At 54.8% G+C, this 14,612-nt stretch carries 11 protein-coding genes; 6 read left to right on the forward strand and 5 right to left on the reverse strand.

Translation table 11 applies throughout. The features are described from left to right. The first annotated feature begins 776 nt into the window (after positions 1–776). Positions 777–1,544, forward strand: coding sequence for a tRNA threonylcarbamoyladenosine dehydratase (locus DW806_RS09705; protein WP_118729815.1), 768 nt, complete (start codon positions 777–779; stop codon positions 1,542–1,544). A 44-nt stretch (positions 1,545–1,588) separates the two neighbouring features. Here DW806_RS09705 and DW806_RS09710 read toward each other — a convergent pair whose 3' ends face one another. Beyond that, the gene (locus DW806_RS09710) at positions 1,589–2,005 is read right to left on the reverse strand and encodes an acyl-CoA thioesterase (protein ID WP_118729816.1); all 417 of its coding nucleotides are present in this window, start codon (positions 2,003–2,005) and stop codon (positions 1,589–1,591) included. 528 nt (positions 2,006–2,533) lie between these two features. Next, entirely contained in the window at positions 2,534–6,265 is a 3,732-nt protein-coding gene (locus DW806_RS09715) for a phosphoribosylformylglycinamidine synthase (protein ID WP_199677295.1), read from the reverse strand. Positions 6,266–6,710: 445 nt separating this feature from the next. Between DW806_RS09715 and rpe the strand changes: the two genes are divergently transcribed. The 4 genes from rpe to DW806_RS09735 all read left to right on the forward strand — a co-directional run bounded on the left by rpe (position 6,711) and on the right by DW806_RS09735 (position 10,421). Next, on the forward strand, positions 6,711–7,394 hold the full coding sequence (rpe, locus tag DW806_RS09720; protein WP_117750831.1) for a ribulose-phosphate 3-epimerase: 684 nt from the start codon (positions 6,711–6,713) through the stop codon (positions 7,392–7,394). A 76-nt stretch (positions 7,395–7,470) separates the two neighbouring features. Next, positions 7,471–8,268, forward strand: a complete 798-nt coding sequence (locus tag DW806_RS09725; protein ID WP_118729817.1) for a hypothetical protein — start codon at positions 7,471–7,473, stop codon at positions 8,266–8,268. 564 nt (positions 8,269–8,832) lie between these two features. After that, positions 8,833–9,807 carry an ROK family protein gene (locus DW806_RS09730; protein ID WP_118480158.1) on the forward strand — a complete coding sequence of 325 codons (975 nt, stop codon included), beginning with the start codon at positions 8,833–8,835 and terminating at the stop codon, positions 9,805–9,807. Then, on the forward strand, positions 9,804–10,421 hold the full coding sequence (locus tag DW806_RS09735; RefSeq protein WP_118729818.1) for an HAD family hydrolase: 618 nt from the start codon (positions 9,804–9,806) through the stop codon (positions 10,419–10,421). Before DW806_RS09730 ends, DW806_RS09735 begins: the two co-directional genes overlap by 4 nt. 127 nt (positions 10,422–10,548) lie before the next feature. On the opposite strand, the gene ftsH is transcribed toward DW806_RS09735, so the two are convergent. The 3 genes from ftsH to DW806_RS09750 form a co-directional block, all read right to left on the reverse strand. Next, complete coding sequence (gene ftsH / locus DW806_RS09740; RefSeq protein ID WP_118359499.1) at positions 10,549–12,387, reverse strand: ATP-dependent zinc metalloprotease FtsH; 1,839 nt, start codon at positions 12,385–12,387, stop codon at positions 10,549–10,551. Then, positions 12,384–12,839, reverse strand: a complete 456-nt coding sequence (locus DW806_RS09745; protein WP_118729819.1) for a MarR family winged helix-turn-helix transcriptional regulator — start codon at positions 12,837–12,839, stop codon at positions 12,384–12,386. The genes ftsH and DW806_RS09745 overlap by 4 nt, the downstream gene beginning before the upstream one ends. 163 nt (positions 12,840–13,002) lie before the next feature. Beyond that, positions 13,003–13,344 (reverse strand): phenylpyruvate tautomerase MIF-related protein, encoded by a 342-nt coding sequence (locus DW806_RS09750; RefSeq protein WP_158575149.1) that lies wholly within the window; start codon positions 13,342–13,344, stop codon positions 13,003–13,005. Between the two features lie 256 nt (positions 13,345–13,600). On the opposite strand from DW806_RS09750, the gene DW806_RS09755 reads away from it, so the two are divergent. Then, a complete protein-coding gene (locus DW806_RS09755) occupies positions 13,601–14,587 on the forward strand; it encodes an alpha/beta fold hydrolase (protein ID WP_118729820.1) in 987 nt (328 codons plus the stop codon). Positions 14,588–14,612: the final 25 nt, after the last annotated feature.

Genomic DNA, 14,612 nt, shown 5'->3' on the forward strand with positions numbered 1-14,612 from the left:
ACTCCCGTTTCCCTTTGTTTCCGAGTCTGGCGCAGACCAGAGATCGGCGACCGCTGCGAAATAGGGAAACGGAAGAGGATTTTTTCTACCGTAGGAGAGCACAGTGTGCTCCCATTGTTTTACCTATTCGCAGTGTCAGATCGTGTTCTGCTACACAGGTCGGCTATTCTACGCTGGGTGCGGCATGACAGTGCCGCACAATTTGTTAGCGCGTTATGATAGATAGGGCCTGCGAAGATAAATTGTACCGAATGCCTAAATTCGTAGGTGCTATGCGGTATAACGTGTTAAAGAATTGCGCAACACGGGTATCCCCCAGGGGACCCTCTCTTGCCCTGCGGGCAATTCACCTTGTGTTGCGCCTGCGTGGATTTAACCGTATGTGTAGCAGTACGCTGTCTGTGAACTGCGAAAAGGCGGAGAAAGACACGCAACGGTAACCCGACTGCCGTTCCCCTTTTCGCAGCGGTCACATGTCGGTAATCTGCGCCAGACTATCCAAGGGAAAGGGGTGATTCACAAGAGGGTGGAAACCGCAGGTGTCTATCCTCTTGTGCGCCCGCGCGGCGTCAGCGCACGTTCCCGCGCTCCGCAGAGCGCAACTCCCCGCTGAGGTTCAGCGAAAAACTTCCCGCCCGTCAGGGACGAAGACGCTTGCGCAGTTCGTGTGTCCCGGTCAATCGGTGCAGGGGAACAACAGCTTTCCTATTGACACAGTAGGCATTCCCCGTTATACTTATAACTAAGCGAAAAACTGAACGAAAGGGAGAAAAAACTTGCTCAATCAATTTTCGAGAACCGAGCTGCTGCTTGGCAAGCAGGGAATGGAGCGCCTGTACAACGCGCGTGTTGCGGTATTCGGCATCGGCGGTGTAGGCGGCTACACGGTAGAGGCGCTGGCGCGTTCGGGTGTCGGCACACTTGACCTCATCGACGATGATAAGGTGTGCCTGACCAACATCAATCGCCAGATCATCGCTACCCGCAGGACGGTCGGTCAGTATAAAGTAGAGGCCGCTGCCGAGCGTATTCACGATATCAATCCGGAATGCAAGGTCAACATTTACAAAACCTTTTACACGCCTGAGACCGCTTCTCAGTTCGATTTCACCCAGTATGACTACGTTGTGGATGCGATCGACACCGTAACCGGCAAGCTCGAGCTGATCGAGCAGGCAACCAAGGCCGGTACGCGCATCATCAGCTGCATGGGTGCAGGCAACAAGATTCACGCCGACAAGCTGGAAGTGACGGATATTTATAAGACCTCCGGCTGTCCGCTCGCGCGTGTTATGCGCTATGAGCTGCGCAAGCGCCGCATCCGCAAGCTCAAGGTCGTGTACTCCAAGGAGCCGGCTATGACGCCCATCGACGATATGGCGATCAGCTGCCGCCAGAACTGCATCTGCCCGCCGGGCACTGCCAGAAAATGCACCCAGCGCAGGCAGGTTCCGGGCAGCACTGCGTTTGTGCCTGCTGTTGCGGGTCTTATCATTGCAGGCGAAGTTGTTAAGGACCTGACCGGCGTGGAGAATAAAGGATAACACAGGCAAAAACCGTCATCTCAAATGCAGAGATGACGGTTTTTTTACTCTTTGACAGTATTTGCAGCCAGTGCCGCGTCAAACTCCGGCCAGCACCGCTTGAGGATAGCCGGTTTGCCCTCGGCGTTGATAAAGCAGTGGCGGCTGTCGCCGGTACAGCGTAGCGTGCCGGTTGCCTTGTCGTAGACATCATAGTGCAGCGTCATGCGCACGCCGTTGTACTGCGTGATAGATGCTTCGATTCGCACGGTTTCGCCGAATTTCGACATGGTTTTGTACTGGCAGGAGACCTCCAGCACCGGACCGCTGTAACCGGTCTCTTCAATGCGGTCGTAGCCAAAGCCGAGCTGCTCGAGCAGGTCCACGCGCGCTTCCTCGAACCAGCGGATGTAGTTCGAATGGTGGACGATGCCCATGCCATCGGTTTCATAGTATTGGACTTTGTGCTCACAGGGGTTCATAAAAATACCTCGTTATTGGAAGAAAGTGAGTTGCGAAGTTTTTTGGATTGCAAGTTTGTTCTTTGACGTTAAAGAATATTTGGATAGATCATGAAAAGACAATTCATAGGAGCTGTTATAGAAACCACGCTCTGTATAAATTTCTGTTGTAGGTGCTCCTGTTATAAATAATCAAGATTATTGAAGGAAACGGCACAAAGATGCGAACAAAATGAGTCGTTCGCATATACAAAGATCAAGCATTCGTGACTATTGACAGGATCAAACTCGGTTCGATATACGCCGAAAGAAAGTCTATTTCGTTGGCAAATATGAGCAAGATGACAATCAAGCTGTGAGAAATCGGTAGTCTCCAATACTATTGGGGAAATGCAGGAGTATCTCGTAGAATTTGCCGCCAATATGGGGATGAACTGATATATCCTAAAATGTCTTGCATGATGCGCTTATAGTATTTTTTAACCGCTTTTTCATATTGTATTTATTGATAGGAAAGCGCCCTCTCCGAGGGCGCTTTCTGCACAGGCTTTACTTAAAGTATTTCACGCCGTTTGCGAACAGCGGCTGATACTTTTCGCCGTAGATATTCTTGCCGACAAACGGGCTGTAACGCTCGGTGTGACCCATCTTGCCGAGCACACGGCCGTCCGGAGAGGTGATACCCTCGATCGCGCACATGGAGCCGTTCGGGTTCCACGCGATGTCCATGGACGGGTCACCGTTCAGATCGGTGTACTGGAACGCTACCTGACCGTTCTTGATCAGGTCGTCAATGATGTTCTGCGGTGCCACGAAGCGGCCCTCGCCGTGAGAGAACGCGATGGAGTGCAGGTCGCCGACATTGCAGGAGGACAGCCACGGAGACTTGACCGACGCAACGCGGGTGGTCGCGTAGCGGCTCTGGTGGCGGCCGATGAGGTTGAAGGTCAGCGTCGGGTCGTCGCCGGTCATCTCGTCACGGATTTCGCCGTAGGGAACCAGACCAAGCTTGATGAGCGCCTGGAAGCCGTTGCAGATGCCGAGCATCAGACCGTCGCGCTTGTTCAGCAGCTCGTGGATGCTATCCTTGATGCCTGCGTCGCGCAGGAAGGACGCAATGAACTTACCGGAACCGTCCGGCTCGTCACCGCCGGAGAAGCCGCCCGGCAGGATAACCATCTGCGCCTTACGGATGGAGTTTTCGAGCTGCTCAGCGCTCTCGCGGAGGGCATCCGCGGAGAAGTTGCGGACTACGACGATCTCAGCTGCGCCGCCTGCATTCTCAACCGCACGGGCGGTGTCGTACTCGCAGTTGGTGCCGGGGAATACCGGAATAACCGCCAGCGGCTTTGCGTTCTTGACCGCCGGAGCGGAAACATTGCGCTCGGTGAAGGAAACCTTGGTCAGATGCTCGTCGGAAGCAGCCGCCTTGGTCGGGAACACGCTCTCGAGCTTGCCCTCGAAGGCATTCGTCAGCTCGTCGATGGTGACGGACTCATCGGCAACCGTGATCTTCTCATCGTCGGTGGTATAGCCGACCAGCCAGTAAGCCGGGAGTTCGGATGCGGCTTCGATCAGGATGCCGCCGAAGTTCTTGAGGTACAGCGCGTCAGACGGGAAGGAATCGTCCATCTTAAAGCCAATTTTGTTGCCGAGCGCCATTTTGCACACGCCCTCAGCGATACCGCCGGTGGACAGCGCCCACGCGGAAACCGCCTTGCCGGACGCAATCAGGTTTGCGACCTCGTTCCACATGAACTTGAGCGTGGTGTAATCCGGCGTGCCGTCCTGATTGTACGGTGAGTCGAAGAAGTAAACCGGATGGCCTGCCGCTTTGAACTCAGGAGAGATCAGGCGGGAAGCGTCCTGCGGCGCGATGGCGAACGAAACCAGCGTGGGCGGTACGTCCATATCGTCGAACGAGCCGCTCATGGAGTCCTTGCCGCCGATAGCTGCCAGACACAGGTTCTCCTGTGCGGTGTACGCGCCCAACAGGGCAGACAGCGGCTTGCCGAAACGCTTCGGGTCCTTGCCGAGACGCTCGAAATACTCCTGGAAAGTGAGGTATGCGGTCTCAAAGTCACAGCCGGCAGCAACCAGCTTAGCTACAGACTCGATTACCGCGGAAGAAGCACCGAGATACGGGTTCTGCTCGGTGAAGTAGGGGTCAAAGCCGAATGCCATGACAGAGGCGGTTTCGCATTGACCGTTCAGTGCCGGCATGGTAGCCGCCATGACCTGCGTCGGGGTCAGCTGATACTTGCCGCCGAAGGGCATGAATACCGAGCTTGCACCGATGGAGCCGTCGAAACGCTCGACCAGACCGCGCTCGAGGCAGATGCCGAGGGTAGAGGCGTGGTTCAGCAGCTTTTCCTTTTCGGAATTGCCTGCCGGAGCGCAGGAGATGGACGGAGTCGGCAGTGCGCCAACCTCTGCGTCAACGTGCTTGGAGCAGCCATTGGTGTTGAGGAAATCACGGGAAACATCCACGATCTTAACACCGTTCCAGGTCATGCACAGGCGGTTCTTGTCGGTAACGGTGGCTACGACAACAGCCTCGATATTCTCCTTGGCCGCAGCCGCAATGAACGCATCGACGTCCTTTGCGCGGACAACGACAGCCATGCGCTCCTGCGACTCGGAGATGGCCAGCTCGGTGCCATCCAGACCGTCGTACTTCTTCGGTACAGCGTTCAGGTCGATGTCCAGACCGTCGGCCAGCTCGCCAATGGCAACCGAAACACCACCCGCGCCGAAGTCGTTGCAGCGGCGGATCATGCGGGTGACATTGCCGTCACGGAACAGACGCTGAATCTTGCGCTCCTCAGGCGGATTGCCCTTCTGTACCTCAGCACCGCAGGTCTCAAGGGACTCCTCAGTGTGCTTCTTAGAGGAGCCGGTAGCGCCGCCGCAGCCGTCACGGCCGGTCTTGCCGCCGAGCAGGATGACGATGTCGCCCGGCTCGGGTACCTCGCGGATGACGTTCTCCAGCGGAGCCGCACCGACAACAGCGCCGATCTCCATGCGCTTTGCGACATAGCCCGGGTGGTAGATCTCGTGTACGAGGCCGGTCGCAAGGCCGATCTGGTTGCCGTAGGAGGAGTAGCCCGCAGCAGCGGTCTGGCACAGCTTGCGCTGCGGCAGCTTGTGCTCGAGGGTTTCAGAGAGCGGCACGGTCGGGTCGCCCGCGCCGGTTACGCGCATTGCCTGATAAACGTAGGAGCGGCCGGACAGCGGGTCGCGGATCGCACCGCCGAGGCAGGTAGCAGCGCCGCCGAACGGCTCGATCTCGGTCGGGTGGTTGTGGGTCTCGTTCTTGAACATGAGCAGCCAGTCCTCGTAGTGACCGTTCACGAGTGCCTTCACCTTAATGGAGCAGGCGTTGATCTCCTCGGACTCGTCGATATTCTTCAGGTAGCCACGCTTTTTGAGCACCTTAGCCGCAATCGTACCCATGTCCATCAGCGTAACCGGGCGCTTGGCAGCCTTTTCCTCGCCGTAGACCTCCACGCGGGCAGCCATGTAGCGGTCAAATGCGTCCTGCACCATCTGATCTTCGAACTTTACGTCATCGATCTGGGTGAGGAAGGTGGTGTGGCGGCAGTGGTCGGACCAGTAAGTATCGACCATGCGAACCTCGGTGATGGTCGGGTCGCGCTTTTCGGTGTCGCGGAAGTAGGTCTGCAGGAACTTGAGGTCGTCCAGATCCATCGCCAGACCCATATTATGCAGCAGCTCAGAGAGAGCCGTCTCGTCCATGTGAGTAAAGCCGACAACCGATGCCACGCTGGTCGGGATAGCGTACTCTACCTTGAGGGTTGCAGGCTTAGCCATCGAAGCCTCGCGGGTGTCTACGGGGTTAATCAGATAACCGCGGATCTTGTCCATGTCCTCAGCAGTGAGCTCGCCTTCCAGAACGTAGATTTTAGCAGCGGCAACGGTCGGGCGTTCGCCGCCGGTGAGCAGCTGGATGCACTGTGCGCAGGAATCGGCGCGCTGATCGAACTGACCGGGCAGCGGCTCTACCGCAAGGATGGTGTGAGCGCCTTCCGGACGGGGGAAGTCCTCGTCGTAGCACACATCAGCCATAGGCTCGGAGAATACGATGCCCTTTGCCTTCTCGTAGGTCTCAGGTGCAAGTCCCTCTGCGTCGTAGCGGCAGAGATAGCGCACATGAGTCAGGTTTTTGATTTCCAACAGGTCGTGCAGGCTGGAGAACAGGCTGCGTGCTTCGACATCGAAGCCGTTTTTTTTCTCGGAATAACAACGATTGACGCTCATGATCGTGTTCGCTCCTTTATTGCATGATACATCTATTCTACCTTTTTCACGCAGATAAATCAATCGGTGAGGGCGACAAAATATTGTTGATTTCGATGGAGAAGTTTTCTATACCGTTAGAACAAATTAGTAATCAGGAATTAGCAAACGGTAATTGACGGTGTGGTGCAGCCTTCTTCTGGGGATAGCTCATTAAAAACGGAAACCGCAGGATGTGACAAGCTGCAGCAGTGGGAAGAAGATGAAACCGTGAGGTGATCTCCACTCCTCACTCTTTTCTTTCAATTTCCAAAGAGGTGTGATATAATGTAAGTCAAGAGGAGGGCGACTGTACATGCCGCCCTCGTATTCAAAAAGACGGCGCCGTGCAAACCGGTTGAACACACAGGCGCGTCTGGTATCAAATTATGCCGCGGAACACTCTGCGGTTACAGGAGGAACTGTTATGGAAATCAAGCTCTCACCGTCTATTCTGTCCGCAGATTTTGCAAATCTTGCACGCGATATTAAAATTGCCACCGATGCCGGTGCGGAATACGTTCACGTTGACGTTATGGACGGTCACTTCGTGCCGAATATCACCATCGGCGCTCCGGTGGTTAAGGCGCTGCGCAAGGCGACCGACAAGGTGCTCGATGTACATCTAATGATCTCGGACCCCGATCAGTATCTGGACGACTTCATCAAGGCCGGCTCGGATATCATCACCGTACACTACGAGTCCAACGGTGATACGCTTGAGCAGCTGAAGAAAATCCGCGCAGCCGGTGTCAAGGCAGCCTGCGTTATCAAGCCGAAAACCCCCGCTGAGGTGCTGTTCCCGCTGCTGCCGTACTGCGATATGGTGCTCATCATGACCGTTGAGCCGGGTTTTGGCGGTCAGGGCTTTATCCCGGAGTGCATGGACAAAATCAAGGCTGTCCGCGCGGAAATCCAGAAGAACGGCTATAAGTGCGAGCTGGAGATCGACGGCGGCGCAAAGCTGAACAATACCGCTGACATCGTAGCCGCCGGTGCAGACGTTATCGTTGCAGGTTCTGCCGTGTTCGGCGGTGACATTGCAGCCAATGTCAAGGGCTTCCATGAGGTGTTCAAAGAAGGCGCAGCCAAGGCAGCCTGGAGCAAGTAATCATATAAGTGTGAACAACCCCCAATCGTTAGCCTGTCTGACCGTTGGGGGTTTTCTAATAGAGATGAGGGATAAAATGAACGAACTGACAAAGCGAATCGTTTCGTGTGTGCTGCTGATGATGATCGGACTCGGGTGCTTTTTCGGTATCTCGGGATGGCAGTCCTCACCGGAGACGCACCGGACGAGCATTGAATACTTAAACGAAAAACAGGCGACTGTGATGAAGCTGACTGCGGCTTCCACGGCAGCGTCCGCAGCTGTTTCGGCTCTGCCGGGAGACACAGGCAGCGCCATCGCGGAAAAGCTGGCTGATCTCACGTCGGATTTTCTGATCGTGCTGTGTGCCATTATGTTAGAGAAATATCTGCTCACCATTACCGGATACGCGGTTTTCCGGTTTATTTTACCGGCAGCGTGCGTGCTGCTCATCGTCCGTCAGTTCCGCAGCAGTGAGATTCTGGCGAAACTCGCATTCAAGCTGGCGCTGTTCGGCATGGCGGTTTGGCTGGCTGTTCCGGGCGGCATCACAGTATCGCGCATGATCGAGGCCACCTATGAAACCTCTCTGTCGCAGACCATTGAGGACGCGCAAAGTGCAGCGGATGATATCGATACCAGTGCGGGTTCGGACTCGGATTCAGACAGCGAAAAGAACGGTTTCTGGTCGGATATCACGTCCTCGGTGCAGAATGCGGTCTCCGGTGTGACGGAAAAGTTTGAAAAACTGCTCAGCAATGTTATGGAGGCACTCGCCGTGCTAATCGTTACCTCGTGTGTGCTGCCAGTGCTCGTACTGCTGTTCCTGCTGTGGATTGTGAAAATGCTCACCGGGATTGACTTCAATCTGCCGAAGCGGAAATCAACGGTGTAATTAAGAGTGGAGATCGGATAGTAAAGATGACGTAGCGATTTACCCTTCTTCACATGATTCTATCTTGTTATTAAAGGTATACCATAGGGGACGCTGGCTTTGCACATCGCCGCTAACCCATCTGCATAGACCTAACCGCTCGGGAGACCATTGGTCTCCCGAGCAACATAAACTCAAACACTTCCTAAAGGGAGTGACAAACGTGGGTTTCAAATATTGTCAGACCTGCAAGGTCAATCCGCCTCAAACCGGCAGCTGTAGGACCTTGTTAAAATAATAAAACCGCCTGAAAAGGCGGTTTTGGTTTTATTGTGTATTAGCTATGGTAAATTAATGTTGCGGGTGTTATTTTACGCTGTGTTTCATCTGGTATATGCATACGCCTGCATTTACAACAGCCGCCAATGGGTGGAATAGAAAGGACAATATTACGCAGCAAATAAACCCTCACATCAATTCCTAACGCTTAATTACTAATTCAGCATTGACAGAACCGCCCACAGAGGATATACTGTATGTAGAAATTAACATACTATTAAAAAGTATTTTGAAAAGAGGTGCACCATGGCAGACACAGGAAAACTCAAGCGGGAGAACACAGCTCTGCTCCGGCAGGCGATGCAGCACGGCTCTGCCGGCAAGAACGATCTTGCGCGGCTGACACATCTCAGCTTTCCGACCGTCAGCCGCATTGTGGATGAGATGGTCGAGCGCGGAGAAGCGCAAGAAATCGGCACGGCAGCCTCCACTGGCGGACGCTGCGCCATGCAGTACCGGCTGAACCCGCAGTACCGGCTGTTCCTGTGTCTGCGGCTGGAGCAGGACACGCTGCACTGGTTTGTGTGCGACCTCGACGGTACACCGCTCGAACAGGAACAGCAGACCTGCTCCGGCGATGTGCGCGAATTTCTCGACACGCTTCTGATGCGTGTTAGGGCGCGTTACCCGCGGCTTGCAGCGGTGATGCTCGGCTTTGCCGGAACAATGCATAACGGCATCGTCACCGAGAGTTTCGGCTACCCTGAGCTGCGGGGCGTAAGCCTTAGTGCGTATCTTCACGATAAAACCGGTCTGCCGTGCATGGCGGCTCGTGATATGCAGGTCGTGGCTGCAGGCTACGCGGCGCAGTACACGCCCGCACCGAAAGCCGCTGTGTGCATTTACATCGGCAAGCTGGGTGCAGGCGCAGGTATCGTGCTGAACGGAAAGGTCTGGGGCGGTGCCGCAGGCTTTGCCGGCGAACTGCATTATCTTCCAATCGAACACAATCTCGAATACGCGCAGAATCACTTTGCAGGCGCGGATATAAGCGACTATTTCACCAAGGTCATCTGCGGCTGTGCGGCGCTCATCAATCCGGACAGGGTGGTGCTGTATGCCGATTCCCGTCTGACCGATAAGGCAGCGCGGATACGCGAAAGCTGTGCGCAGGCGCTGCCGGAGCAGGCTATGCCGACCATAGAGCTGTCTCAGTCCTTCGAGCAGGACTATACCCGAGGGTTATTTACCTTGGCGAAAAAGATGGAGGAAACCACATGAAATACTTTGTTTTTGACATTGACGGCACGCTGATCGACTCCTCAAAGGTAGATCAGTGGGCCATGCGCACTGCACTTGCCGAGTTCGGCTATGAGTTCACCTACGAGCAGCTGATCTTCTCCTTCGGTATGCCCGGCAGACGCGCATTGGCGAAATTAGGCATTCCGGCCGAGCGGGTTGAGCCAATCATGGCTCGCTGGGAAGCGCTGGCGTATGACCGTCTGGACGAAATCCCGATGTACGACGGCATTCCCGAAACGATAGAGGAACTCAGAAAATCCGGCTGTTCGTGTGGCATTGTCACCTCGCGGACACGTTTGCAGCTCAAGCAGGGGATTGAACCCATTGGCTTCACGCCGTGGTTTGATGAGATCATCTGTGCGGATGATGTCGAGCATCCCAAGCCTGCGCCGGACGCTCTGCTCGAGTGTCTGCGTCGGTTCGGCTGTAAACCCGAGGACGCCGTCTATATCGGTGACAGCGAATATGATATGCAGTGCGCGAAAAGTGCAGGCGTCAAGAGCGTCCTCGCCCTGTGGGGGTGCTCCGAGGCGGAGAAGTTAATGTCGGATATGAGGTTTGAACATCCGGCAGAGATTCTGTCGCTTAGATAAATATAATTGTATATGCTTAGGGGCGGACCAATGTGTCCGCCCTCTCTTTCTGGTCTGTTCCTTGTTGTGGGTATAGGCAAAAAGAAACCCTTCCTCATTACGAGAGAGGGTTTCCTTTTGTACAGATTTACTCGGATTTATGCAGCAGATCCATAAATTCTTCGCCGGTGATGGTTTCTTTTTCCAGAAGGAAGTGCGCCAGACGGTGCAGGGCATCCATATTATTCTGCAGGATGCCGATGGCCTTCTCATGCGCGGTCTTGACGGTGGCAATCACTTCCTCATCAATCTTCGCAGCGGTCTCCGCCGAGCAAGCGAGCGCGGTATCGCCCGACAAATACTGATTCGTCACGGTTTCGAGCGCAACCATATCGAACTTGCGGCTCATGCCGTAGCGCGTGATCATCGAGCGCGTCAGCTTGGTGGCCTGCTCGATGTCGTTGGATGCACCGGTGGTAATCGAGCCGAAAATCAGCTCCTCGGCTGCACGGCCGCCGGTGAGCGTTGCCACCTTGTTCAGCAGCTCGTCCTTGCTCATCAGATTGTGCTCGCCCTCATCCACCTGCATGGTGTAGCCGAGTGCACCCGAGGTGCGCGGCACAATGGTAATCTTGGTGACAGGCGCGGAGTCGGTCTGCTTGGCAGCCACCAGTGCGTGACCAATCTCGTGATATGCAACGATCTCCTTCTCCTTGGCGCTGAGTACGGCGTTCTTGCGCTGCGCACCAGCAATGACGGTCTCAACGCTCTCATCCAGATCAGCCTGAATGACGCTGTTTCGTCCCAGACGAACGGCACGCAGAGCCGCCTCGTTGATAATGTTGGCAAGGTCAGCACCGGAAGCGCCGGAGGTTGCGCGGGCAATCGAGTTGAAGTCGATATTGCCGGACATGTGAACATCCTTAGCGTGCACCTTCAAAATTGCGATACGACCCTGCAGATCGGGCAGTTGCACCGGAATGCGGCGGTCAAAACGGCCCGGACGCAGCAGAGCCGGGTCAAGCGACTCCGGACGGTTGGTCGCCGCCAGAATAACGACGCCCTTGGTGCCGTCAAAGCCGTCCATCTCGGTCAGCAATTGGTTGAGCGTCTGCTCGCGCTCATCGTTGCCGCCCATGCCTGCGCCGTCGCGCTTTTTACCGATGGTATCAATCTCGTCGATGAACACGATGCACGGTGCTTTTTCGCTGGCCTGTTTGAACAAATCGCGCACCTTGGCCGCGCCCATACCGACGAACATTTCGACGAACTCCGAGCCGGAAATCGAGAAGAACGGCACATGTGCCTCACCGGCAACGGCTTTCGCCAGCAAGGTCTTGCCGGTGCCCGGAGGGCCGACCAGCAGTGCGCCCTTCGGCAGCTTTGCACCGATGGAAGCGTACTTGTTCGGGTTGTGCAGGAAGTCCACAATCTCAGTGAGGGCCTCCTTGGCTTCATCCTGACCGGCGACATCAGCAAAGGTCTTGCCGGTCTCGGTCTCGGCGTAAATCTTGGCGTTGGATTTGCCGAAGCTCATCATGTTGCCGCCCATGTTCTTCATCATCTTTTTCTGCAGCCACTGACCGACTGCGATAATGAGCACAATTGGCACAACGTAGCTGATGAGCATGCTCAGCAGGGGAGAGGTCTGGGTCGGAATCTCGGCAGCAAACTTGACATTGGCCTTCAGCAAGCGGCCGACCAGCTCGTCATCCGGGAAAATGCCGGTCTTGTAGAGTGCGTCCTTGCCCTTGTCATTGGTGGCCTCAAAGGTAATTTCCTGATCCTGCTTGTCGTAGGCGATGGTCTGCACCTTGCCGTCGTCCACCATGGCGATGAACTCGTCGTAGCCGACCTCGGTAACCTGCCGCTGCAGCAGGCTCGGAAACAGCAGCCAGTTGAGCATCATAAGCACGAGCAGCATGACCGCATAATAGAAGATCAGCGGTTTTTTGGGGTTTTTCGTCCCTTTTGGGTTGTTATTCATGTGAGTTTCGTCCTTTCGAGTAAATCGTTGAGGTTTTGCTGCATCTTGCGCATCACACCACACAGGGTCTGCATTTCCTGCTCGGAGATACCCTGCTGCAGTGTCAGCGCAAAGGTTTCACAGCGGTGATGGAGCGTTTTGGCAGCAGCGTGTCCTTCATCAGACAGGTGCAGGTGCACCAGACGGCGGTCATTCTCGTCGCGTACGCAGTAGAGCAGACCGCGTCTCTGCAGTCCGTCCACACTGCGCGTCACCAGCGGCTTGGAAACGTTCCACGCCTGTGCAATGACAGTTGCGGTGTCCTGCTCGGGCGCGTTGCGGTACAGAAACAGCAGCACGAACATCTCATTTGGCGTAAAGCCGCAGTTTTCGGTCAGCTCGCGGAAGCAGCTGCGGTACAGCTGACCCGCGTGGAACGCATCGGCGGCAAAATCATGGGGAGAGCCGGGCATGCGGTGTCCTCCTTTCGGCAAACGGTTTACTTGTAAACTATAATAGACCGAAAGCGAGCGAACGTCAATCGTCCAAATGTGAACATTCTGAAAATTCAGACATTCTCAATTCTTCATCCGAAACAAAAAAGACGCCGAGAAACTCTCAGCGTCTTTCTGCGGTTTACTTCATGGTACCGCGGGTGCCCCAGTTGGAGAACTCGGAGTACGTCAGGTAAATGCTGTCATCGTGCAGACCGGTGTGCAGCTCGACAGCATCAAACAGTGCTTCGGTCAGTGCCTTCTTGTTCTCAAACTCGGTCGAACCGTAGCAGCGAACATCAACGTACGCCAGCTTGCGCTTCTCGCCTGCAAAGTACATGGTGTGGTTATCGGAGATGTCAACCATCAGAGCAGCCTCGGTCTTGCCCGGAATCAGGGAAATCTTCTGGCCGATGGTCTTCTTCAGCTCGTCCTTCTGCTCGTCGGACAGGGCCTTGGAGGTGGTAACAGCAATATACGGCATGGGTATATCCTTCTTTCTTTTGGATTGGGCAATACAGCACTGCCCGTGATTTATTTTATTGTAGCACATCGGTCGCTGTTTGCGATATCGTAATCCTGCATAATTTGCAGTCGGGAAAGGTATTTAAAAATCAGCAATTTTTGACAGTGCATTTTTAAATGAACTGTGAACTTTATCAAAAAACAGGTGCACGATAAGTGGATTTGTGGTATAGTATTAACAGCAAAGAAGTACAGTCCATGATCGGGTGTTGCATATGAATATCAAGTGTACGCAAAATATTTACAAAAGTGCCAATGGTGTTTCCAATGTCACCTATTATATTCTTGCTCCTGAAGGAGTAGAGGTGCGCGGTATCGTACAGCTGTCTCACGGCATGTGCGAGTATTTTTCGCGCTATACCGCATTTGCGAAGTATCTCTGCGGACTGGGCTTTATTGTCTGCGGAAACGATCATATCGGACATGGAGCATCGGTCTCACGCACGGCGGATCTCGGTTTTTTTGCCGCCCGCGACGGTTGGAAGTATCTTGTTGAGGATGTCAAGCACCTGACCGACCTGATGCAGCGCCGCTATCCTAACCTGCCGTATTTCCTGCTCGGGCACTCGATGGGTTCGCTGATCGCGAGGCTGTACCTGCTCGATTACGGAGAGAAGCTGTCCGGCTGCATCCTCATCGGCACGGTCGGTCCGATCGCTGCCTCCGGCAGCATCGTACATCTTGCGGATTCGGTAGCACGCTCGCGCGGCATCACCTATCGCAGCGGACTGTTGTCCAATCTGGTGTTCAAGGGCTTCAACAGGAAAATCAAGCAGCCGAAAACCGTGTTTGACTGGCTTAGCCGCGATGAGGCGGTCGTGTCGCTCTATCAGTCGGATGAAAAATGCAATTTCGTGTTTACCGCGACCGGATTCCGCGACCTGTTTACGCTCATCACCAAGGCGAACAATCCGGTGACCTTCCGAAAAACGCCGAAGGACCTGCCGCTGCTGTTCATCTCGGGTGATAAGGACCCGGTTGGGCGGTACGGTGAGGGTGTGCGCCGTACGGTCAATCTGTACCGCGGCAACGGCGTGAGGAATATCGAGGTCATCTTTTATAAGGATGCGCGCCACGAGGTGCTCAACGAGCTTGACAGACTTGAGACCTTCGGAGATATTTCACGTTGGCTGGAGACACACCTTGCCGCAAGAGCTGCAAGGCAGGCTGTCGAGCAGGAGCCGGAAACGGCAGCGGAATAAAAATAAAACCTCTCTCAAAACGCTT

It is taken from the genome of Butyricicoccus sp. AM32-19 (genome assembly GCF_003480365.1).
Classification (GTDB): domain Bacteria; phylum Bacillota; class Clostridia; order Oscillospirales; family Butyricicoccaceae; genus Agathobaculum; species Agathobaculum butyriciproducens.